General features: G+C 60.4%; 20 protein-coding genes. 4 read left to right on the top strand and 16 right to left on the bottom strand.

Features of this window, described 5'->3' with window-relative positions:
- Positions 1 to 1,011 precede the first annotated feature (1,011 nt).
- Both TG4357_RS15030 and TG4357_RS15025 read left to right on the top strand, forming a co-directional pair.
- Positions 1,012 to 2,343, top strand: a complete 1,332-nt coding sequence (locus TG4357_RS15030; RefSeq protein WP_058263721.1) for a purine-cytosine permease family protein — start codon at positions 1,012 to 1,014, stop codon at positions 2,341 to 2,343.
- 70 nt (positions 2,344 to 2,413) lie between these two features.
- Positions 2,414 to 3,433 carry an alpha/beta fold hydrolase gene (locus TG4357_RS15025; RefSeq protein WP_058263720.1) on the top strand — a complete coding sequence of 340 codons (1,020 nt, stop codon included), beginning with the start codon at positions 2,414 to 2,416 and terminating at the stop codon, positions 3,431 to 3,433.
- A 264-nt stretch (positions 3,434 to 3,697) separates the two neighbouring features.
- Here the strand turns inward: TG4357_RS15025 and TG4357_RS15020 are convergent, their stop codons facing one another.
- The 8 genes from TG4357_RS15020 to TG4357_RS14985 all read right to left on the bottom strand — a co-directional run bounded on the left by TG4357_RS15020 (position 3,698) and on the right by TG4357_RS14985 (position 11,487).
- Positions 3,698 to 4,399, bottom strand: coding sequence for a VIT1/CCC1 transporter family protein (locus TG4357_RS15020; RefSeq protein WP_058263719.1), 702 nt, complete (start codon positions 4,397 to 4,399; stop codon positions 3,698 to 3,700).
- Complete coding sequence (locus TG4357_RS15015) at positions 4,396 to 6,303, bottom strand: heavy metal translocating P-type ATPase (RefSeq protein ID WP_058263718.1); 1,908 nt, start codon at positions 6,301 to 6,303, stop codon at positions 4,396 to 4,398. The genes TG4357_RS15020 and TG4357_RS15015 overlap by 4 nt, the downstream gene beginning before the upstream one ends.
- 38 nt (positions 6,304 to 6,341) lie before the next feature.
- Positions 6,342 to 7,295 (bottom strand): FAD:protein FMN transferase, encoded by a 954-nt coding sequence (locus tag TG4357_RS15010; RefSeq protein WP_058263717.1) that lies wholly within the window; start codon positions 7,293 to 7,295, stop codon positions 6,342 to 6,344.
- The gene (locus TG4357_RS15005) at positions 7,276 to 9,483 is read right to left on the bottom strand and encodes a PepSY domain-containing protein (RefSeq protein ID WP_058263716.1); all 2,208 of its coding nucleotides are present in this window, start codon (positions 9,481 to 9,483) and stop codon (positions 7,276 to 7,278) included. The genes TG4357_RS15010 and TG4357_RS15005 overlap by 20 nt, the downstream gene beginning before the upstream one ends.
- A 12-nt stretch (positions 9,484 to 9,495) precedes the next feature.
- Complete coding sequence (locus tag TG4357_RS15000; RefSeq protein WP_058263715.1) at positions 9,496 to 9,966, bottom strand: DUF2271 domain-containing protein; 471 nt, start codon at positions 9,964 to 9,966, stop codon at positions 9,496 to 9,498.
- A gap of 38 nt (positions 9,967 to 10,004) precedes the next feature.
- Positions 10,005 to 10,370 (bottom strand): hypothetical protein, encoded by a 366-nt coding sequence (locus TG4357_RS14995; protein ID WP_058263714.1) that lies wholly within the window; start codon positions 10,368 to 10,370, stop codon positions 10,005 to 10,007.
- A 168-nt stretch (positions 10,371 to 10,538) separates the two neighbouring features.
- Positions 10,539 to 11,213: a cytochrome b/b6 domain-containing protein gene (locus TG4357_RS14990; protein ID WP_058263713.1), complete on the bottom strand. Its 675-nt coding sequence runs from the start codon at positions 11,211 to 11,213 to the stop codon at positions 10,539 to 10,541.
- On the bottom strand, positions 11,206 to 11,487 hold the full coding sequence (locus TG4357_RS14985; RefSeq protein WP_058263712.1) for a PepSY domain-containing protein: 282 nt from the start codon (positions 11,485 to 11,487) through the stop codon (positions 11,206 to 11,208). The genes TG4357_RS14990 and TG4357_RS14985 overlap by 8 nt, the downstream gene beginning before the upstream one ends.
- 147 nt (positions 11,488 to 11,634) lie before the next feature.
- On the opposite strand from TG4357_RS14985, the gene TG4357_RS14980 reads away from it, so the two are divergent.
- Together TG4357_RS14980 and TG4357_RS14975 are read left to right on the top strand one after the other, a co-directional pair.
- Complete coding sequence (locus tag TG4357_RS14980; protein ID WP_058263711.1) at positions 11,635 to 12,294, top strand: response regulator transcription factor; 660 nt, start codon at positions 11,635 to 11,637, stop codon at positions 12,292 to 12,294.
- The gene (locus TG4357_RS14975; protein WP_058263710.1) at positions 12,291 to 13,667 is read left to right on the top strand and encodes an ATP-binding protein; all 1,377 of its coding nucleotides are present in this window, start codon (positions 12,291 to 12,293) and stop codon (positions 13,665 to 13,667) included. Before TG4357_RS14980 ends, TG4357_RS14975 begins: the two co-directional genes overlap by 4 nt.
- A 160-nt stretch (positions 13,668 to 13,827) precedes the next feature.
- Here the strand turns inward: TG4357_RS14975 and TG4357_RS14970 are convergent, their stop codons facing one another.
- The 8 genes from TG4357_RS14970 to TG4357_RS14940 all read right to left on the bottom strand — a co-directional run bounded on the left by TG4357_RS14970 (position 13,828) and on the right by TG4357_RS14940 (position 20,824).
- Positions 13,828 to 14,682, bottom strand: a complete 855-nt coding sequence (locus tag TG4357_RS14970) for a DUF481 domain-containing protein (protein ID WP_058263709.1) — start codon at positions 14,680 to 14,682, stop codon at positions 13,828 to 13,830.
- 126 nt (positions 14,683 to 14,808) lie between these two features.
- On the bottom strand, positions 14,809 to 15,393 hold the full coding sequence (locus TG4357_RS19850; protein WP_233487520.1) for a LysR substrate-binding domain-containing protein: 585 nt from the start codon (positions 15,391 to 15,393) through the stop codon (positions 14,809 to 14,811).
- Positions 15,381 to 15,737, bottom strand: a complete 357-nt coding sequence (locus TG4357_RS19845; RefSeq protein ID WP_233487519.1) for a LysR family transcriptional regulator — start codon at positions 15,735 to 15,737, stop codon at positions 15,381 to 15,383. The genes TG4357_RS19850 and TG4357_RS19845 overlap by 13 nt, the downstream gene beginning before the upstream one ends.
- 259 nt (positions 15,738 to 15,996) lie before the next feature.
- A complete protein-coding gene (locus TG4357_RS14960) occupies positions 15,997 to 16,368 on the bottom strand; it encodes a VOC family protein (RefSeq protein ID WP_058263708.1) in 372 nt (123 codons plus the stop codon).
- Positions 16,369 to 16,622: 254 nt separating this feature from the next.
- Positions 16,623 to 17,735, bottom strand: a complete 1,113-nt coding sequence (locus TG4357_RS14955; RefSeq protein ID WP_058263707.1) for a zinc-binding dehydrogenase — start codon at positions 17,733 to 17,735, stop codon at positions 16,623 to 16,625.
- A 246-nt stretch (positions 17,736 to 17,981) separates the two neighbouring features.
- Complete coding sequence (locus TG4357_RS14950) at positions 17,982 to 18,791, bottom strand: SDR family NAD(P)-dependent oxidoreductase (protein WP_058263706.1); 810 nt, start codon at positions 18,789 to 18,791, stop codon at positions 17,982 to 17,984.
- Between the two features lie 10 nt (positions 18,792 to 18,801).
- Entirely contained in the window at positions 18,802 to 19,767 is a 966-nt protein-coding gene (locus TG4357_RS14945; RefSeq protein ID WP_058263705.1) for an LLM class oxidoreductase, read from the bottom strand.
- A gap of 52 nt (positions 19,768 to 19,819) precedes the next feature.
- On the bottom strand, positions 19,820 to 20,824 hold the full coding sequence (locus tag TG4357_RS14940) for a zinc-binding alcohol dehydrogenase family protein (RefSeq protein ID WP_058263704.1): 1,005 nt from the start codon (positions 20,822 to 20,824) through the stop codon (positions 19,820 to 19,822).
- Between the last annotated feature and the right edge of the window lie 104 nt (positions 20,825 to 20,928).

Raw genomic sequence — 20,928 nt, 5'->3', positions numbered from 1 at the left:
CTCCCTAGAAAATCGCGACGTTTCATTCAGACTTCTCCTCTGTTGGATGCGAGCAACCATTAGATTTGGCAATAAAAAAGGCCCTCCGGCGCGGTGCATTCACCACGAACGGAGAGCCTATTTGCTCGTCATTTTGTTAGGTTCGCATTTGAACCTGTCTTAATCGTTGAACATAGACGTCAATTTTGCAAGATATATTTAACTTATTATTTTCAGCAGCTTGTCGCATATCTAAGTTTTTGCTTCAAACAAAACTGCGCAATCAGGGACAGAAAGATCCCTGACGTCAAAGCGATTCGTCAAGAAAATCGCGCCGATCAACCACCCGGAATTCAGCCTGAAAACTTTGCGCGATCACTGCTGATCTGCCCGATGATATCTGCTTTTGACGTGCAAGCCTACGCAAGGAAAACGGCAGAAGGGTTACCGCGACTTGATCGGGCAAATACAGTGAAGCCATCGATACAGAGCTTCTTTGAGCCGCCCAAGCTCCCAAATTCAGCCGGTTTTTATGGTAAAAATCGATTAATTATTAGGCGCTTTAACAAAAATGCTTAAATATCCACCTCAAAAGTCGGAAAAATGCGTAGCAAGACCGTTTCGCCCCCCGGTACGCAATCAAAAATTTGCATTTATTAACGAATCATGTCTAGGCTTTAGGTGTTCGGGTCCAAAGGCGTGCCTGAACATGGTATAGGCAGTTAAGCCCCGAACGTGGTCGATAGAGTTTCGACCAGTCGGGGCTTTTTTCGTTTTTGTTGTTCCCATCAACCCATCCGGCTGGGAGGAAACACCGCAAGGCACAGACGTCCGACCTGGCAACGCCCCATCCAGACACACTGCGCCTGTGCGGTATGTTTTGTCGGCGTGGCGGATCAGAAAAGCCCGATCAGCACTTCCGTCCGTTTGGGCGCCCGTCGGTATCACCGCCGGGCACTGGCCTCTGCATGCCTTGAAAACCCGCTTCCTTAAAAAAAATAACCACGCCTACAACGACAGAGAGGTAATGCAATGTCAGAATCAAACAAGCACTTCGAGCCTGATGAGCTCGAAAGAATAGAAGAAAATGTCGACCACGCCTTAGGTGAAGAATACGAACACGAACCGGTGCCCGCCAAGGCGCGGCACAGCATGTTCTCCATCACCATGGTCTGGATGGGTTTCCCGATGATCATCACCGGGGCAATGACCGGTTCGATCCTCGTGCTCGGCATGGGTTTCACCGCTGCGCTCAAGGCGATGGTCATCGGCAACTTGATCATGCTGTTCTATGTCGGCCTGCTGGGCCAGCTTGGGGCCCGCAAAGGGCTGAACTTCGCCCTGCTTGCCAGCATCGTTTTCGGCCGCAAGGGCTATGTTTTCGCTTCTGGCCTGCTGTCGACGCTTTTGCTGGGCTGGTATGCGGTGCAAACCGGAATTACCGGCGCGCTGGTCAGTTCGACCTATGGGCTGAATTACGTTGTCATGACGGTGATCGCTGGTGCGCTTTACATTGGCATTACCTTTGTCGGCGTCAGAGGGCTGCACATCATCGGCACGATTTCGGTCCCGCTGTTTGTCGTTCTTGGCCTGTGGGTTGCCGGAGACGCCGCTGCCACTTCGGGCTGGGACGCGATCATGGCATATCCGGGTAACAACGGCGCCGCCACCATGACCATGGGGGTCGGCCTGACGGTCGTCATTGCGTTGTTTATCGACGCCGGCACCGTGACTGCCGACTTCAACCGATGGGCTGCTGACGAAAAAAGCTCGTGGGTCGCCACCTTCAGCGCCTTCCCCTTTGCCAACCTCGTCGCCATGATGGTCGGCGGTGTGATGACCGCTGCGCTGGCCGTGCCCGATGCCAACCCCTTTGGCACCGACAACATGTTCGGCTATTTGAATGCCCAGCAACTGACTTGGCTCAGCGCGTTGGCCTTCCTGTTCCTCTACGTGAATCTCGGGTCGGTCTGTGCCCACTGCCTGTATAACGCCGCCACCGGCTGGTCGCGCATCCTGGGCAGTCACATGCGGCTTTTCGCGATCATTCTTGGCGCGATCGGCATCGTCATCGCCGCGACCAACGTCTGGGCCTTTTTCATTCAGTGGCTGTCACTGCTGGGCATCTTGGTGCCGCCGATCGGGGCAATCATCCTGGTTGATCAGTACTTGGTCCGCAAAGGGTCCGAGATTGAAGCCGACTGGCGCGGGACGGCTTTCCTGGCCTGGGCCTGTGGTTCGGCAGTGGCCTTCGTCGTCGAGTGGTATTTGCCGCATCTGTCCACGGCGGTCTCTGCTGGACTGGTGGGCGGTGCCGCCTACTATGTTCTGAGCGCCCTTACCGGGAACAACGCGCGCGCCTGATCTTATCGCACCAAATCCGAGTGTGCTGCGGTGCGGACCGCAGCACACATTTCAACCAAAGGATCCTACCATGACTATCGACTACGAAATCTTCGACCTTGGCACCTACAAATTCCAATGCGGGCTTGCTGTCCCTGATTGCAAACTGGCCTACAAGACCTTCGGCACTCTCAACGCCGCCAAGGACAATGTGATCGTCTACCCGACCTGGTATTCAGGTCAGCATTATGACAACGAATGGCTGATCGGTGCGGGCATGGCGCTTGACCCCGAAAAGTACTTTATCATCATCCCGAACATGTTCGGCAACGGTCTTTCGTCTTCGCCGTCGAACACGCCCGAGCCGTATAATGCCGACCGCTTCCCCGATGTCACGCCCTATGACAACGTGATGGCGCAACACCGGCTGATCACCGAGAAATTTGGCATCGAGAAGATCCGCATGGTGACCGGCTGGTCGATGGGGGCGCTTCAGACCTTCCATTGGGGCGCCCTGTTCCCCGATATGGTCGAACGGATCGCGCCGTTCTGCGGCTCGGCCAAATGTTCCCGCCACAACTATGTCTTCCTCGAAGGCGTCAAGGCCGCGCTGCGCGCCGATTCCGCCTGGGAAAACGGGCGCTATACGACCAAGCCTGAAAAGGGCCTGCGCGCAGTGGGTCGGGTCTATGCCGGTTGGGGCCTGTCGCAGACTTTCTACCGTGAAGAACTCGATCTCAAAACGCTCGGATATGCGTCACTGGAAGATTTCCTGATCGGTTTCTGGGAAGGTTTCTTCCTGCCCAAGGATGCCAACAACCTGCTGACGATGGCCTGGACCTGGCAGCATGGCGATATCAGCGATAACGAACTCTACAACGGCGATTACAAGGCAGCACTCGGCGCGATCAAGGCCAAAGCCTATGTGATGCCCGGTCAGACCGATCTTTATTTCCCGGTCGAAGACAGCCAGAACGAAGTCGCGAACATGCCCAATGCCGACTATGTCCCGGTGCCTTCGATCTGGGGCCATTTCGCGGGCGGCCCGGGCACCAACCCCGAGGATGTGAAATTCATCGACGAAAAGCTCACGGAGCTGCTGGCGAGCTGATCTGCACCACCTTTGAGAACCAGAAGCGGCGCCTTTTTTGGGGCGCCGCTGTCGTTTTCAAGGCGCGTGAAGTGTGAAACCCGCCATTGACGTAGATGCACCGCGCAGAAAGAAAACTGCTTGGGTGTGATCCGACAGTCGTCGTTGATTTCTCTTCAGTCCAGGCACAGGTTCGGCCCTGAAACAACGCGTCGGTTTACCAGCGTCGCGTGGCGAAAAAAACGCCGCCCCTTCAAGCCGTCTTTTCATCCGCAGTCGTGAGGGCTACCCGGTCGTCACCCCGAAAACCATTCCGACGATGGCTGTCGCAACCATTGCAAGCGCCCCCCAAAAGGTCACGCGAACGGCCCCCTTTACGACAGCCGCGCCGCCCGCCGATGCTCCAAGACCACCAAGCACTGCAAGCGCGGCAAGGGTCGTAAACGCGACGACAAGCGTGATTTGGGCGGTTGGCACCAGCGAAGCGACGATCAGCGGAACAACGGCCCCGATGGCAAAAGTCACGGCAGACACCAGCGCGGCCTGAATCGGATGTGCCGTAACGGTTTCCGAAATTCCAAGTTCATCCCGGACATGCGCCCCAAGCGCGTCGTTTGCGGTGAGTTGCACCGCAACTTGTCGTGCCAGATCTTCTTCCAGCCCGCGCGCAACATAAATGCCCGTCAATTCGTCCAGTTCGGCCTCGGGGGCTTCATGCAGTTCCTTGGTTTCGCGGGCGATATCCGCTTGTTCTGCATCGGTTTGGGAACTGACCGATACATATTCCCCCGCCGCCATCGACATCGCACCGGCCACCATCCCGGCAAGACCGGCAATCAGGATTTCGGGGCGTCCCGATCCTGCGGCGGCCACGCCGACCACAAGGCTTGCGGTTGAAACAAGCCCGTCATTCGCGCCAAGAACAGCCGCCCGAAGCCAACCGATGCGATGAACCATGTGGTTTTCGGAATGGGTACGCTTGTTCATGATACACTTTCTTTCAATTCAATTGTGTCCGGTTCCGGGCCGCTTGCGACTTCGAAATCTGCCGGATCATGTGGTCTGATGCGCAGTGCGCGCAATGCGTTCAGGATGACGGCCACGTCGATCACTTCTTGTAAAAGCGCCCCCTGAACCGGTGTCAGATAGCCAAAGGCCGCCGCGATCATCCCGGCGACCGACAGCCCGATTCCGGCAACCACGCTTTCGACCGCGATCCTCCGAGCAGCCCGCGCGATTTCGATCCCCGGCCCCAGCCGGTCGACCCGGTCTACCAACAGCACTACATCGGCAGCTTCGGCCGAGGCGGCAGCCCCCCTTGCCCCCATCGCAACGCCAACATCGGCGGCCGCAAGTGCGGGCGCGTCATTCACCCCGTCCCCCACCATCATCACCGGGCCGTTCTTGCGTTCGGTCAGGACAAGCAGGACTTTCTGATCGGGCGTCAGGTTTGCCCGCACCCCGTCGAGACCAAGCCCTTCGGTCACGCGCTCTGCCACCTCGGCCCGATCGCCCGTCGCCATCAGGATGCGCCCGATACCTTCCCGGCGCAGGCCGCTCAGCATGGCCCTTGTACCCTTTCGCAACGGGTCGGACATGACCAAATGCCCCGCCATGTGCCCATCAACGGCAACGGCGACGAGAACCGATCCAACCGCAAGCCCGGGATGATCGCCGGCGGGCCGACCAACCCGGTTGGCGACGAAACCGTCGCCGCCAACGATGACCTTGTGACCCTCGACGCTTCCGACGACACCTTCGCCGGGAATTTCTGCAACTTCCGACGGTACCGGCAGCACCAGACCCCGCGCCTTCGCGGCGGCAACGATGGCCTGCGCGACGGGATGTTTCGATGCCTGATCGAGCGCTGCCGCAAGGCGCAGGATATCGTCCGCGGACATGCCGTCATGACTGTCGATCGAGACAATCTGCGGTCGCCCGTCGGTCAGGGTGCCGGTCTTGTCGAGAATCAGCGTGCGGATACGTGCCATCGTTTCCAACGGCCCGGCCCCCTTGATCAGCACGCCAAAATGCGCGGCCCGCGAAAGCCCGGCGACCAGCGCCACCGGCACGGCAAGGATCAGCGGACAGGGCGTGGCCACGACCAGCACCGCTACGGCGCGGATCGGGTCGCCTGTAAACCTCCATGCGGCAAAGGCGATGACAACCGTGACCACCAGGAACCCCAGCGACCAGCGGTCCGCCAGCCGCGACATCGGTGCCTTGGATTGCTGGGCTTCCTCGACCAACCGCACGATCCCGGCATAGGTGCTTTCCGCCGCGCGCCGCGTCGCCGTCAGGTCGAACGCGTCGCCCGCGTTGGTCGAACCGCTCATCGCTTCGGCCCCGCGGGACAACCGCAAAGGCAGCGATTCACCGGTCAGTGCGGAGGTATCCACGAAGGCTGCGTCGGAGGTCACCTTGCCATCCACGGGCACCACATCGCCCTGCCGGATCAGCAAACGGTCGCCAGCTTCGATCCGGTCGAGCGGAACATCTTCAAGCCCGCCGTTCAGATAGCGCGTGGCTGTCCGGGGCACGCGGGACAACAGGTCATGCATTTCGCGCCGCGCCCGACCTTCAGCAAAACTTTCGAGAAAGGTTCCACCGGAATACATCACCGCAACGACGGCTGCCGCCAGTGTTTCGCCGAACACCAGCGCCGCCGTCATCGACAGGGCAGCCACGATGTCGAGACCGACTTCGCCCCGTCCGATGCTGCGCAGGATTTCGATCAGAAGCGCAGCAAGGGCGGGCAGGACACCAATCAACCAAGCGGCACCGGCCAAGTCGGCCCTGCCGATGACGTAGAAGGCAAGTCCCGATACCAACCCCGCCATGGCGACGAGCAGAATAGCCGTCTTCAGGCGGTCGTTTTTTGAATGGTCCATACGCTTCAACTTCCTACGGCCAAGACGGACGTCGCTGGTTATTCGGTAAAAAGTCGACCGACTCCTGCGCCTCTTATGCTGCCGTCATCTTCGCGCAGCAGAAACAGGGCGTCGAGTCCACTTTTACGCGCAAGCGTGGCCCCTCGATCGGGTCCAAGCACCATCAGCGCGGTCGCCCAGGCATCGGCTTCGGCGCAGCTTCGCGCCACGACCGTGACCGATGCCGGTGAAGACAGCATCGGCGCCCCACGACCGGGGTCCATGGTGTGCGACAGCCGGCGGCCCTGCACCTCGACCCAGTGGCGGTAATCGCCAGAAGTCGCCACCGCAGCATCTTCAAGCGTCAGGATGGAATGCGGCGTGCGGCGCGCCGGATCGGGTGTTTCCACCGCGATGGTCCATGGTTTCCCGTCTGGTCGCAGGCCAAGTGCCCGCATTTCGCCGTCGATACCGACGAGACCGGCTTCGATGCCCTGACGGCTTAGAGTTTCAGCCAACCGATCCACGCCATAACCCTTGGCGATGCCGTTCAGATCAAGCGTGATGGGCGCGGTCTTGCGGACACGACCCGTCGCATTGTCGATCTCGATTGCATATTGGGCGGGCCCCCGGTCGGTTCCCATCGCGCGGCGGATGCGATCAGGTGCTGCAGCGTCCGGTCCAAAGCCCCAAGCCGTCACCGCATCGCCCATACCGATATCAAAGGCCCCGTCCGAGGCGCGCCCGATTTCCAGTCCAAGCTGCAAAACCTGCCTCAGCCGGTCGGGCACCGGCCCCCATGCCCCCACGGGGGCCGCGTTCAGGCGCATCAAGTCGCTGTCGGGGGTCCAAGTGGACATCTGCGCGTCGACCTCATCGACGGCAGATTGCAGCGCCGCGCGGACCGGTGCCGGGTCGAAGTCTTGCGGCGCAAAGAACGTAGCCTGCCAGCGTGTTCCCATGGTGGCGCCGTTCAGCGCGTGGCGCAAAATTTCAGTAGACATCTTCGACATACCGTCCCTCCGCTTTCAACACGGCAGGCGTCAACCCGACAGGCGCAAGGATTTCGACCAGTGCATCGGAAACGCCTGCCGCCATATCGCGCCCACCGCAGACCAACACGCGGGCCCCGTTTCGGACAAGCCGCGCGACTTCGGCGGCATCGTCCCGCACTGCGTCTTGAACATAGCGCGGACGCCCCCCGCGCGACACCGCAGTGACCAACCGGGACAGTCGCCCCTCTTGCTGCCAGGCGCGCATTTCTTCACCATAGAAAAAGTCGCTGTCGGGGTGGCGCATCCCAAAGAACAGATGGATCGGCCGCCGCCGCGCGTTGCCGCGCACGAACCCCGCCAATGGGCCGATACCGGTGCCCGCACCGATCAGGATCAGCGGTGCGCTGCCCCGCCCCGGCTGAAATCCGGGATTGCGGCGCAGGAAAGCGGCGACCCTTTCGCCAGGCTCCAACGCGGTAAGCTGACTGGAACCAAGCCCGCCGGGATGTTTCCTGACCACGATTTCGACAAACCCGTCGCGGCGCGCGGAAGCTAGCGAATAGAGCCGCGGCACCGGCGATCCTTCTGGCAGAATACCGATCAGGTCGCCGGCGTTGAAGCGCGCGAATCCGGCCCCGGACAGCCGCTTCCACAAGGTCGCGCGCGGCAGGGCAAAGCGCAGGATCGCCGTCGGAACCTGCACCTCGGCGCCGTAGTCACGGCGCGAAATCAGGGTGAGCGTCTCGGTCGCGGGCACCGCCGGTTGGTGGACCAATTCAAGGTCCAGTCCCATCGCCTGCCCCAGCGCACGGCCCCAGCGTACGAAATCCTGCGGCGACTGGCGGTCCACGGTGTCGAACGGTATGAGTTCTGACCAGCCCTTCGCTTCTGCCGCCGCCGACACGGCCTTGGCAAAGGCGCAATAGGCCGGGAAGTTACGATCCCCAAACCCAAGCACCGCGAGAGGCGCCTTAGGCGCGTGATCCAGCGCCGCCAAACGATCAAGGAACCCGTTGGCCGAAGCCGGAGAAGCGCCGTCGCCATAGGTCGACGCCAGCACGATGATCCGGTCTGCGCGGGCATAGCGGTCTGGCGCAAAGGTCGACATCGGGGCAGTGTGAACGCTCTGCCCGGCATCGGTCAAGGCAGCGTGCAGCGTTGCCGCAAAGCCCCAGGTACTGCCACCTTCGCTGCCGACAAGCAGGATCGTTTCAGCCCGCGCCGCCGACTGATTGCCGCGAATACGCGGTCGCCCGCGCCGCCCGGTCAGCCAGATCAGAACACCCGTGGCCCCCATTGCGGGCAAGCCAAGCGCCATCAGCCCAAGCACCAGCCCCAGCATTGCAGCGCCTTGGCCGGTATGCAGCATGTAGATCGTTTCCGACACACGGTCCCACCCGGTCAGGTCAGCCCAGACCAGCAGCGCGCCGTTGCCCTGATCGAGATACCCAGTGCCGTGATCGGTTTTCAGGGTGAACACGTCGGTCGGATCGTCGGGATAGGGAAAGCTGAGTTCGCGCAAATCCGCGACCGGTGTCGTGGCGAGCGTCGCCAAGTCTGAAATCGTCGCGCCCATTTCTCCGCTGACTTCGTTCGGGAAAGTCGGCACCGCGCCGCCATCGGGCAAGAGATCGAAAGTGGAGGCCGTCATCCACAAGGCTGTGGTGGACGAAAGCATCAGGCCAAGCACCGCAATGCGGGCGATTTCGACATGCAGCCGACCGGCGAGCGGCCCGCGCAAAGGCGCAAACCAGTGGCGCCAGCCCCCGACCCGTCGCGCAACCAGCGCCACGCCGGACACCGAAAGCACCAGCATCGCAGCAGCCCCCAGCGCCATGGCGATACGCCCCCCGTCACCGAGGAAAAGCGACCGGTGCAGGTTGGTGAGCCAACGAACCGTTTGATTGGGGTCGGCAGATGCCACGCCCTGCCCGGTGGCGGGATCGATCACGGCAGCGCCCGGTGTGCCCTGATCGAACCAATAGGCGGTGATCCGCCCCGATGGCGCGCGCCTTATCTGTTCGACCCCCGGATAGGCGACCTGAATGCGCGTGGCGAGTTCGGCCACGCGCAAACCCGCCTCGGCCTGTGGTGCCGACAGGCGCTCGGCGGCGGGGAATATCGACAGCGCCGCGCCGCTGAGCGCGAGCACCGTGACGAGAACGAGGGCCAACAGACCCGGCCAGCGATGAAGAACGCGGATCATGGCCTTGTCTCCTTACATGTCGTAGGTGAAACTGGCGATGTAGCGACGCCCGCTTACTGGCGTGCCCGCGCCGTCCGTCGTCAACGGCACCGCGACTTCATTGGGGCTGTCGCGCATGTCTTCGACCGCAGCGTCGATATGCAGCGTGTAGCCCGCATCGAACAACGCATCGGCAAGATCGAGCGTGATCTCGAGCGACCGGCCAGCGCCGACGCTGGCACCGGTGATGCCGTTGACCTGGGCCGGATCGCCGCCAGTGGCGCGGTACCAGTCTGTCAGATGTTCATAGTATTTCGACTTGCCGCCAGCCATCCAGAGGCTGCCCACATAGGCACCCGAGCTGTCGCTGACGTAGAGCGCAAGATAGGCCCCATCCCCCCTGTAATTGTTCAGTTGCGTGGTCAGAGTGACCGGACGCGCCATGGCATATCCGGGAAGCGTGAGCGCCGTCGTAAGCGCGAGCGTTGCGAGAAGCGATTTCATTCGGTGGATCCTTCTGTCTTAGGAATGGGTCGGAGGCTTCAGTTCACCTGAACCTGTGGCGCTGCGCCGGTGCCGAACAGCCCGTTTTGCGGCGGAGCCACGGTGCCAGCAGGGGCCGGGTTTCGGGCGTTGCCTTTGCAATTATCGTCGTCATCGCAGTCATCATCGTCGTCTTCATCGTCGTCTTCATCGTCGTCGTAGCGCGAGCCACTCCGGTATTTGCGTTCATCATCGTCGTCATCGCTGACAAAAACGAGCGGAAGCGCGTCTTGGGCATCATCGAACACCGCCGCGATAGTCTGGCCAAAGGTATCGCCTGGCTTGTGGATGGCGCTCCAGGCCGGAACGCCAATGGCTGCGGTCAGAGCTGTTGACGCGATCAGAAGGGCAAAGGTCTTTTTCATCGCAGGGTCTCCTTTTATCTGCTGAGATCAATTTGGGGCCGCTGCCTGATGTGTTCCTGACGGCGCTGCGATTCTTGCTTCAGCTTGCCGTCAGGAAGTGAAAAAGGCCCCGCCAATTACGACGGGGCCAGTGTGGGGCGAAGGGACGGGACACCCCACGGGAAAGGCCTAGGCGATATCCCCCGGTCCGGGGGCGCGTTTGTCACCAGTGACCATGGCACGCGCCAGATTTTCGCGGTGGCGGAAGGAAGCAAGCACGACACCACCCACATGAACCGCGATCAGGAAAAGCATCAGATTGGCAAGCACTTCATGGGCTTCTTCGACGGCGCTTTCACCGGCTTCGCGGCCGAGCCCATGTTCACGCTCTTCGCCGTCATCGTCGGCAAAGGCCGGGGCCACGATCTGCGGCAGGTCGGGCAGCAACGCGATACGGGTCGGTTCTTCCAGCAACCACCCGGTGAAGGCCGTGCCCGACAGAGTGATCAGCAGCGCAAGCGTCATCGCCGCCCCCGCCGGGTTATGGCCAAGGTAGCGGCGTTCACGGCCCCTTGCCATGTCACCGAGATATGCAAAGCTGGCCGCCGGTCCCTTGAGGAACTGCGCAAAGCGCGCATACCGGCTGCCGACAAGGCCCCAGATCAGGCGGAAGGCCACCAGCCCGGCCACGACATAGCCCGCCAGCTCATGCAGCGTGGAAAGCTCTTCTGCGCTCAGATAGGCAACTGCGAAAGCGGCTACCAGACCCCAGTGAAAAACGCGGATCAAGGGATCCCAGACCCGCACCTTCGCAAGCGATCCTTGCGCAGCGGGTCCGGCATCCTGCGTGACCGGATCAGTCATCGTCTTTATCCTCATATTCGATTTCGATAATTTGCAGGGTGGAGGGGTGTACCGTCACTTCGATCTGACGCCCGTCCGCGTCGCGACCATTGATTTCGTAGCAACCGTCATCGATCTTGATGCGCCGGACGGTCCAGCCGTTTTCAACGGCCAACTGCGCAACAGCCTCGCGCGGCTGCCAATCGACCATCGGCACGAAACAATCGTCGTCGGCCAACGCGACCCCGGCGGGAAGCACCGAAAGAAAGGCGAGAATTGTCAATGTCTTCTTCATCGGGCAAACTCCAACTTGTGGTCGTCTTGACCCGACTTTCACCCTTTAACCTGACGGGACCCTGAAGACCGGACCATACAACCGTCAGCTTGCCGTCAGCCCCAGCTGGCAAGACGTCTCTCGACTGGAAAAGGAAACCCGACCACCATGCGTATCCTGCTGATCGAAGATGATGCCGTTCTGGGGGCCGCAGTGCGCGACCAGATCGCCGGGGATGGCCAGTCCGTGGATTGGGTGCAGCGGTTGGACAGTGCGCATGACGCCATGGCTGGGGCCGCTTACGATCTGGTGTTGCTTGATCTGATGCTGCCGGATGGTCGTGGCATCGCCTTCCTGAAGGCCCTGCGCACGCGCGGCGATGTAACGCCGGTGATCATCCTGACCGCGCTGGATCAGATTTCGGATCGGATTGAAGGGCTGAATGCCGGTGCCGACGATTATCTTGTGAAACCTTTCGATCTGGCAGAGCTGTCGGCGCGGATCGGGTCGGTCGCGCGGCGCTATACCGGCAACCCCAACCCGATCATCACCCATGGGACGCTGGACATCGACCTTGCCGCCCGCAGGATTACCCGCGATGGCAAGCCGGTGTCGCTGACCGCACGTGAATGGGCGTTGTTCGAAGCCTTTCTCGCCCGCCCAGGTCAGCTTCTGTCCAAGGCCCAGCTTGAAGACAAGCTTTATGCTTTCGGGGCCGAAATCGAAAGCAACACGATCGAAGTCCATGTCAGCCGGTTGCGCAAGAAACTGGGGACCGGCATCATCGAAACAGAGCGCGGCATGGGCTACCGTCTGGGTGCGCCATGAAGCCGCCGCGCAGCCTTAGGGGCCGGTTGGGCCTATCGCTCGGGGGGGTACTGACACTTCTTTGGGTGGCCACCGCGTCGCTGACAGCCGTGACCCTCCGGCAAGAGATGGACGAGGTGTTCGATTCTGCTTTGCAGGAAACTGCGCAGCGATTGCTGCCGCTTGCTGTTGTGGACATCATCGGCCGGGAAGATGATGGCATCACTCAGCGCCTGGGCGCAATCCGCGATCACGCCGAGCTTTTCACCTATGTCGTCCGCGACAAGCAGGGACGTATCTTGCTGCAATCCCATGCGGCCGATCCGGCAATTTTTCCGGCCTATGACGGGCCGGGCTTTCGCCAGACCGCGACCCACAGGATTTATAACGAGGATGCTTTGCGCGGCAGCGTACGGATGACGATGGCCGAACCGCTGGAACATCGTACGCAGGTGGCGCGTGAAATCCAGATGGGTCTTGGCCTTCCGCTGCTGATCGTGATCCCGATAGCGTTGCTGGCAATCGTTGTTGCGGTACAGGCAAGCCTTGGTCCCGTGCGCCGTTTTCAGGGCAGGCTTGCGGCGCGCAATGCTCAAGACCTGACGCCCATTCCAGCCGACGATATTCCTTCGGAAATCGTCCCCATCGCGACCACGCTGAACGGCCTGCTGGACCGGCTTAAGGGGGCGTTTGATGCGGAACGCAGCTTTGCCGCCAACGCCGCCCATGAACTGCGAACGCCTTTGGCCGGGGCCATCGCACAGGCGCAGCGCCTACAGTCAGAAACCCAAGACCCGGCGGCTAAGGCGCGCGCGGTCGAGATCGAGGCAACGCTGAAGCGGCTGACCCGCCTGTCCGAACGCCTGATGCAGCTGGCCCGCGCCGAAGGTGGACGCCTGAGGCTGGACAAGGCGATGGATCTGCGAAATGTTGCACGCATTGTAATAGAAGATATTGCGCGCACGGTGCCGGCGGACCGGATTGCGCTGACGCTTTCCGATGATCCGGTAATGTCAGACCTCGATCCTGACGCATTCGGGATTTTGTGTCGGAACCTTGTCGACAATGCACTGCGCTACGGTTCAGACACCGACGGCGTCAAGGTTTTGCTGACCGCGGATGGCACGTTGACGGTATCAAACGAAGGGGCCGTTGTGGCCGCCGATAAACTCGCGCTTCTGACGGACCGCTTTGAACGCGCTGGGGCGGTTGCAGATGGCAGCGGCCTCGGGCTTGCGATCGTCGCGGCGATTGCCAATCGGATCGGACACCCTCTGGTCTTGAAATCGCCTCGTCCGGGCTCCACTTCAGGGTTCGAAGCGACGGTTTCCATTCCGGTGGAAAATTCGACGCCATCGAAGCGTTTCGGAAGCGTATCAGATCTGGACCCTTGATTCACCAGATTGCGCCACCGCGTCAGAGACAACGCGTATGTGGCGCTTATTTCCCTCGACCAAAGCAAGTGCGCCCAATCGAAAAAGGAGGATGGGTTGCCCCATCCCCCGTCGGTTTCGTTCAAACTGTATGACCAGAGTGAACCGGTCACGCTTGGCCTCAAAATCCCATGACGAGGGACAGGCCGATGGTGTTGTCCGTCTTCTTGAGACCTGCCGCCGGGTCGGTGTTGAAGTCGGTCCGGTAGCTGAGACGTGTCGACAATGCATCGGTCATCTTGAAGTTCACACCAGCATCGTTTGACAGTACCGTATTCTGCTTAGAGCCAAGAACGTCGGTATCCATGGTGAAGGACACAGTGTCGGTAAACGCGTAGTAATAGCGCGACGAAACAATGAACCCGACTTCGGTGTCAGAGGTGCCCGTGATATCCTTGAAATACCGTGCGCCTGGGCCCGCTTGCACGCGCCAGGTCTGGTTCGGTTGGTTCACAAACCGGTAGCCGGGACCAAAGCCGAGGAAGGCATCGGTTTCCGAGCCGGGCAAGGTCGCGCCGGTGCTGTCGGTCAGCAGGCCATCATATTGGTAGCGACCCAATCCGAACATATAAAATTCCGGCGTGAAATAGCGGCTGGCTTCGTAGGTGCCAAAGAATTTTTCTTCGTTGGTCACGCCATTGGATTTACCATATTCGACCGCAAGGCCGATCAGGTGGCTCCAGTTGCCGACACCATAGGTCAAGCGACCTGCGCCGGACAATTCGCCGGTATCCGTGTTGCCCGAAGATCCCGACGCGGTCAGTGCCACGGACCCGCGCCAGCCCTGCGGCACGCCATTGGGGCCAAAGCGGTCGGCATCACGGCCCCGACGCTGGTCGCGGTCGGCTTCGGTCGCGATGTCATCAATCCGGTCGTTCAGATCGGTGATTCCGGTCACGGTGCTCTGAGCGTGAACGGGTGCAGCGACCATCAGCGCCAAGGCGGAAGCGCCGGCAAATTTGAAGAATGCAGTCATGGGTCATTCCTTCCCTTAACAAGTGATCCGCTCCGGCAGATGGAGCGAAAGCATCTCTGCTGAGGGAGACCATAAAGATCAGAATGACATGAGCTAAATTTTATATATTCGTGCTTGACGTGAGTATTATTTACGCCTCATGGTATTGAAAAGGAAAGGGGCATAGTCGTCGATATGCAGAAGGTTTTTGACGATATTTTTCTGCTCTGACTCAGCCGTTTGCACAATGTTCTTCAGGCAATTGCGGGCCAGCGTCGCCAAGTCGTTATCAAGGTCGTCGCGCCAGACCACCCAGGACGGATAGGGAAACCGTGGCGCATCGGACACGATTTCAAGCTTTCCACGACCCAGGTAGTGCTGAACAGAGCGGGCCGGCACATAGGCGGTGGCCCTGCGGGTCGCGATATACTGCACAACAAGAGATCCAAGTGCCATCGAACGCCCGGAATCGGTCAGATGCGGAACCGCAACCGCAAGCGCATGGGTGAATTCCGGCCCCCAATCCACGGACACGTATTCCTTTTTATCTGCGACCGAAGCTCCGGGGTAGGATGCCACCAGAACCAATTCGTCATCGAGCGCAGGCTCTACGGTCAGGCCGGGGCGAAGTTGAGGCGTATAAAGCAGGGCTGCATGCACAACCCCTTCGATCAGGAACCGTGTGATCCGATCCGTCATGCCGACTTCGGCGTGAATGCTCAGTTCGGGCATGGCCCCCTGTACGGCGTCCAGCCAGCGAAACCCAAAAGCGGCCACAGCGAATATTCGGCCCCGACATAGAAGGCGCGGGTATAGCCTTCGGGAATCGAAATCTGCTGCCGCGCCTCTTCCCAGATCTTCAGCAGGCTCAGCGCATAGCGCTCGAACTGCGTTCCCTCCGGGGTCAACACTGCTCCTGCCTTGGACCGGATGAACAGGGGATGGCCCAGACTGTCCTCCAATCGCTGGATGCGCAAGCTGACAGCGGATTGAGTGACGAACAACCGGCTGCTGGCCGCGACGAACGACCCTGTTCTGGCAACTTCGATGAAGGTCTTGATGAGTGAGATATCCATGACGATCCATAAGCAAACCTGATGTCAACATCTATCACTTTTGGATTTGTTTTGCATAGCGACCTGCCGCGCTTGCGTTCCGTCTGGCCTATCCACGGCGTCGAAGCTACGGTGGTGGACGAGCTCGGTCTTCAAAAGACTGGTGTCCAATGCGCGCAGCACCGCTTTTCAAGGTGCTGCTGCATTTGCTTTCCTGCGGCAATGGCGCATGAAGCCGCGCGCATGCCGGGATCGGCCCGGAACGCGCGCGGCGTTCACCTCAGCCGAAGACGAAAAAGCAAAGCTTGTTGCCATCGGGGTCACGTACATAGGCGCCATAGAACCGGTCCGGAATACGTTGACCCGGCTGCCCCTCGTCGGTCGCACCCAGCGATATCGCCCTATGATAGAGCGCTTCTGCTTCGTCCTTGGTGCTGGTCGGGAAAGCCACCATCACACCATTACCGGGGGTTGGGGCTTCCTTGTCATAGGGTTCGCAAACCGCCAGCATCGGTTTCCCGCGCTCGGTCCCGATGAAGGCGATGCGCCCGGAATCGATGACAACTTTCGCGCCCTGATCCGCGAAAAGCTCCGTGTAGAATTTCTTCGCGCGCTCCATGTTGGAGACGCCGACAGTCATGTAACCGATCATTCATTTGTCCTTTGTTAGGATGTTTTTTCGCCCACCCGGCCAGCCAGGCCGGGTAGAATATCTACCTCTCGAACCCGCCAAAGCGCCAGTTCAGTTTACGAATCCCCCGATCCAACGGTCGTCGTTTTCAGACTTGGTACGCAAACAGCCCCGCCCCGTGCGGTCAACCGGACCACGTGCTGCGGCCGCATCTGCCGGTTTATCCGAAGCAGAAGCAACCCTGATCCGAGCGAGGCTGCTCCGGCGACGTGCTATTACGACCAGGGGGTCACGAGGTATTTCTCCCCCGTCTTCATCGCACGGTAATCGGTCACGGCTTCCTTGGTCAGCATCTCGTCGAGATTGACGCGCTTCTTATAGTGGCTGGCGAAGGTAGTCGTGAGATTTTCGCGCACACGTTGGCGCATGCGGCTGACGGTATCGTTTCCGGCCGATTGCAGGAAGGGAAACAGCAGCCATCCCGAAAGCGTCCAGCCAAAGCCGTAACTCGGCGATAGGATCGTCGCGCCGGTGTCCAACCGTCCGTAGATGAACATGCGCTTCGGCTGGTTCGACCCATAGCGCGAATATTCGGTCATCTGGCTTACCGCGACCTGCTCCATCGCCTTGAAGACTTTGTCGACCGACCGGCCACCACCGATCGGGTCGAAGCCGTAAAAGGCGCCGGTGTCGTCGATCGCGGCGCGGAGCTGATCCGAGAAGTCGTCTTGCGATGAGTTGACGACATGCGTGGACCCCAGTTTATTGAGCAGATCAACCTGGCTGTCCTTGCGAACGATATTTACCAGACCGATACCATCCTCTTGGCAGATGCGGGTCAGCATCTGGCCAAGGTTGGACGCCCCGACCGTGTGAAGGATCGCATCCTGCCCGTCCATCTTTGCATTCTCGGCGAATCCCAGAGCCGTCATCGGGTTGACAAAGGCGCTGGCGCCATCCTCGGCCGTATGATCGCCCAGCGGCAGACACATGGTGGCGTCGGCGATACAATATTGGCTGAAGGCATTGCCCGGCACACAGGAAACGCGCTGTCCCATCAGCGCCTTGGCGGCGTCATTGTCGCCAGTTGCGACCACCGTGCCCGCACCTTCGTTCCCAGCAGGAAGCTTAAGGCCGTGACGCGCCTTCGAGCCTGAATTAAAAGGTTCGGGCATCTTCGCGATGAACTTGCCCGCCGAATAGCTGGCGGTTTCCATATCCGCCGCACCAACCAAGATGGCGAGGTCCGACGGGTTTATCGGCGCAGCCTCCATCTTCACAAGGACCTGGTTGCCGGTCGGATCGGGAAAGGCCACGTCCTCGATCGCTACGGTGAGCGTCCCGTCCGCTTCCAGCGTCGTGAAAAGTTGCTTGCCTGTGGTCGCCATGTCGATCTCCAGATTTCAATAATTTTGATGAAGGGTTGTCGTGGGGACGCAGGATGACCCTTGGCGCACCCTTGTTGACCTGCCCCTTATTGGTCCCTCGTTCATAACGAGAGGCTGCCGTCTGATCGTGATAATCATTCGGATCGTTTTGGGCAAGCGCACCGGACACGCTACGTAGCGTAGGCTGCCACGGTTGAGCGGCGCCCGGAAGGGATAGATACCGCTCTTGATGCAGCCATAGATGATCTATCGATAGCTCGGGGTGATCCTGGCCTCGATGGCTTTTGCCACAGGGGCGATCTTGGCCGGGTTAGCACCGTCGGCATGCGGGGTGGCGAACCGACCGGAATCATTATCGAAATACAGACCCGAAGCGTCGGAAAATTCATCCGACAGCGCCGCGCGGATCAGGATGTCCGCGCCGATGCCGATATCGTTTCCTGCCACGCCAAAGCCTTTGCGCACCATCTTGGTCGCCAACAGCGAGCCCGGATTGACCGCGACCGTGACGGGACCGTCTTGTCCGAGGTCCGCAGACAGTGCTTTGCTCCACATTGTCAGCGCCAGTTTGCTTTGGGCATAGGCGTCCATCGCGTCCAACTTTCGTTGTCCGTCCAGCGCGGCAAGATCAACCGGGGCTTGCGCAGCCGAAGACAAATGCACGATGCGCCCATCTGTGGGCATCACCGGCAGCACCAACCGCGTCAGCAAGGCCGGGGCCAGCGTGTTCACCACAAACCGGACATCCTGCCCGTCAGCCATCGTGGGATTATCCACCTTGAAGACACCTGCGTTATTGATCAGCACGTCAATCCGGTCATGGCCATCGCGTAGGGTGCGGCCAAGACGGGCAACTTCGGTCAGATCGGACAGGTCGGCCAGAAATGTCTCGACCACCCCCGAACCGGGCAAGGCGCGCAGCTTGCCGGCAGTCGCGGACAGCTTGTCCGCATTGCGGCCATGGATCAAAAGGTGATGGCCCAGCGCCGACAGGCGCTGCGCGGTTTCCAGCCCGATGCCGTCGGTCGCGCCAGTGATCAGAATGGTCTTGGGCATTGCAAAATCCTTATTCGGTAAAGTGCGGCAACAGGTCCGCCGCCAGTTTTTCAAGCGTCGCTTCAATCCCGGCCTGATTGAACCGAAGGTTCAAGGCGACATGGTTCACGCCGATCTTTTCGATCTGACGCAGATAGGTCGCAAGCGGGCGCACACCGGACCTGAACCCCAGATGGATCGGCCTTGGTGCTTCGTCCGGGTCTTCTGAAAGGTCGATATAGAGCGGTTGCAGCACGGGTTTGGGTGCGCCGCTTTCGGCTAAGGCGCGGGCCTGCCATTGTGCGATCACGCTGGCCTGCGCGTCCACCGGGCGCGGATATGTCATCCAGCCATCGCCATTGCGGGCGATCCAGTCTGAATCCTGCCGACTGGACCCGGTAATCAGCATGGGCAGCCGCCCCGACAGAGGCTTTGGCAACATGTCCATATCCCCCGCAAGCTGCCCGGCACCATTGGTGAGACTGGGCCAGTCCTGTGACATCGCCCGGATATAGTCGAAGCTTTCCCTGAACCGCACTCCGCGATCTTCGGATGTCAGGTTCATCGCGGGGTATTCTTCGGGCCGATCCCCAGAAGCGACGCCAAGGATCAGCCTCCCCGCGGACAAGACGTCGGCGCTGGCGGCGGCTTTGGCGACATGGGCCGGGTGGCGCAATGGCAGCACGATGCTGGCGACGCCAAGGGCGATGTGCGAAGTCTGACCCGCGAGGAAGCCAAGATAGGTGAACGGGTCAAAAAGCTGCCCCGCATCGCCAAAGGATGGCACATTGAAAGGCACGTCGCGCAGCCAGACCGCCGCAAAGCCAAGCCGTTCTGCCAGTTGCGCCCGCTCCAGATGCCCCGCCATATCCGGCACCGGGCCGTTTGGATACTGCGCGATCGGCACGACCAAACCAAGGCTCAGCCGGTTTGGGCGGAAGGTTGCGTTATAGCCGCGGTTCAGCGACGCAAACGCGGTATCGGCTATGTCGCGCATGGTATGGCTCCGGTAAGGGGCGCCGCCCGGAACACCCGGATGGCGGCATGGGTCAAAAGCCGCTCAGCACCTGTTTGCCGATCACGCGCCCGCTTTCCTGGCGGGCATGGGCGGCAAGCAGCGTTTCGACGCTCATCTGGCCGGCATTTTCAGTCACGGTCGATTGCAGCGTGCCCGCGTCCAGCATATCCGATACCCGGTTCAGCAGATCGCGCTGCACCTCGATATCGGCAGTGCCGAACATCGACCGGGTAAACATGAATTCCCAACTGATCGTCAGGGCCTTGGGTTTGGCCGGGCCGATATCGAGTCCCTGCGGATCGTCGATCAGCGCGATATGGCCGCGCGGCGCGATCAGTTCGATGATCGCCGGATAGTGCTGATCCGTCGCGGTCAGCGCCGCCACGTATTCGGGAGCCAGCCCCAGATCCTTGACCTGCTGGGCCACGTCGCCCCGGTGATCCACCACATGATCGGCTCCCATCTTGCGCACCCAGTCTTGGGTTTCAGAGCGCGAGGCGGTGGCGATGACGGACAGTCCGGTCAGCTTTTTGGCAAGCTGGATCAGGATCGAACCAACGCCGCCTGCCCCGCCGATGACCAGAAGGGATTTTCCGGTGCCGTCGCCTTCAGTCAGGCGGAAGGCATCAAACAGCATCTCCCACGCGGTAATCGCGGTCAGCGGCATTCCGGCAGCTTGCACGAAATCAAGCGAGGCCGGCTTGCGGCCCACGATCCGTTCGTCCACCGCCTGAAATTCGGCGTTCGAGCCGGGGCGCGTCACGTCGCCGGCATAGAACACTTCATCGCCAACCTTGTAGCCCGTCACCGCAGCGCCGGTTTCGACAACGACACCCGCAGCGTCGAAGCCAAGAATATCCGGGCCATTTTCGGGCGCGCGATTTTGGCGCAGCTTCACATCCACCGGGTTGAGCGAGATGCCTTTGACCGCGATCAGCAGATCGCGCGGCCCGATATGAGGTATCGCCGCATCAAAAACCCTGAGGGCATCGGGTGCATCCACCGGGCCAATCGCATCGTATCCAATTGCTTTCATGTTCAGTCTCCATCCTCGGTATTTCGCGTTGATCGCAACATATCTATTGTTGAAACTGATAAAACAGCGCATTCAGGAGTTCAGTTTTCGGTTTTTGGATATAA

This window comes from Thalassovita gelatinovora, assembly GCF_001458355.1.
In the GTDB taxonomy this organism is placed as follows: Bacteria; Pseudomonadota; Alphaproteobacteria; order Rhodobacterales; family Rhodobacteraceae; genus Thalassobius; species Thalassobius gelatinovorus.
Note: the sequence above shows the minus strand (reverse complement) of the source record. Positions and strands in the feature narration are given on the sequence as shown.

What these genes read in the sequence shown, in the direction of transcription:
- TG4357_RS15030 (WP_058263721.1), top strand. Translation starts at nt 1,012, where the DNA reads ATGTCAGAATCAAACAAGCACTTCGAGCCTGATGAGCTCGAAAGAATA.
- TG4357_RS15025 (WP_058263720.1), top strand. Translation starts at nt 2,414, where the DNA reads ATGACTATCGACTACGAAATCTTCGACCTTGGCACCTACAAATTCCAA.
- TG4357_RS15020 (WP_058263719.1), bottom strand. Translation starts at nt 4,399, where the DNA reads ATGAACAAGCGTACCCATTCCGAAAACCACATGGTTCATCGCATCGGT.
- TG4357_RS15015 (WP_058263718.1), bottom strand. Translation starts at nt 6,303, where the DNA reads ATGGACCATTCAAAAAACGACCGCCTGAAGACGGCTATTCTGCTCGTC.
- TG4357_RS15010 (WP_058263717.1), bottom strand. Translation starts at nt 7,295, where the DNA reads ATGTCGAAGATGTCTACTGAAATTTTGCGCCACGCGCTGAACGGCGCC.
- TG4357_RS15005 (WP_058263716.1), bottom strand. Translation starts at nt 9,483, where the DNA reads ATGATCCGCGTTCTTCATCGCTGGCCGGGTCTGTTGGCCCTCGTTCTC.
- TG4357_RS15000 (WP_058263715.1), bottom strand. Translation starts at nt 9,966, where the DNA reads ATGAAATCGCTTCTCGCAACGCTCGCGCTTACGACGGCGCTCACGCTT.
- TG4357_RS14995 (WP_058263714.1), bottom strand. Translation starts at nt 10,370, where the DNA reads ATGAAAAAGACCTTTGCCCTTCTGATCGCGTCAACAGCTCTGACCGCA.
- TG4357_RS14990 (WP_058263713.1), bottom strand. Translation starts at nt 11,213, where the DNA reads ATGACTGATCCGGTCACGCAGGATGCCGGACCCGCTGCGCAAGGATCG.
- TG4357_RS14985 (WP_058263712.1), bottom strand. Translation starts at nt 11,487, where the DNA reads ATGAAGAAGACATTGACAATTCTCGCCTTTCTTTCGGTGCTTCCCGCC.
- TG4357_RS14980 (WP_058263711.1), top strand. Translation starts at nt 11,635, where the DNA reads ATGCGTATCCTGCTGATCGAAGATGATGCCGTTCTGGGGGCCGCAGTG.
- TG4357_RS14975 (WP_058263710.1), top strand. Translation starts at nt 12,291, where the DNA reads ATGAAGCCGCCGCGCAGCCTTAGGGGCCGGTTGGGCCTATCGCTCGGG.
- TG4357_RS14970 (WP_058263709.1), bottom strand. Translation starts at nt 14,682, where the DNA reads ATGACTGCATTCTTCAAATTTGCCGGCGCTTCCGCCTTGGCGCTGATG.
- TG4357_RS19850 (WP_233487520.1), bottom strand. Translation starts at nt 15,393, where the DNA reads ATGCCCGAACTGAGCATTCACGCCGAAGTCGGCATGACGGATCGGATC.
- TG4357_RS19845 (WP_233487519.1), bottom strand. Translation starts at nt 15,737, where the DNA reads ATGGATATCTCACTCATCAAGACCTTCATCGAAGTTGCCAGAACAGGG.
- TG4357_RS14960 (WP_058263708.1), bottom strand. Translation starts at nt 16,368, where the DNA reads ATGATCGGTTACATGACTGTCGGCGTCTCCAACATGGAGCGCGCGAAG.
- TG4357_RS14955 (WP_058263707.1), bottom strand. Translation starts at nt 17,735, where the DNA reads ATGGCGACCACAGGCAAGCAACTTTTCACGACGCTGGAAGCGGACGGG.
- TG4357_RS14950 (WP_058263706.1), bottom strand. Translation starts at nt 18,791, where the DNA reads ATGCCCAAGACCATTCTGATCACTGGCGCGACCGACGGCATCGGGCTG.
- TG4357_RS14945 (WP_058263705.1), bottom strand. Translation starts at nt 19,767, where the DNA reads ATGCGCGACATAGCCGATACCGCGTTTGCGTCGCTGAACCGCGGCTAT.
- TG4357_RS14940 (WP_058263704.1), bottom strand. Translation starts at nt 20,824, where the DNA reads ATGAAAGCAATTGGATACGATGCGATTGGCCCGGTGGATGCACCCGAT.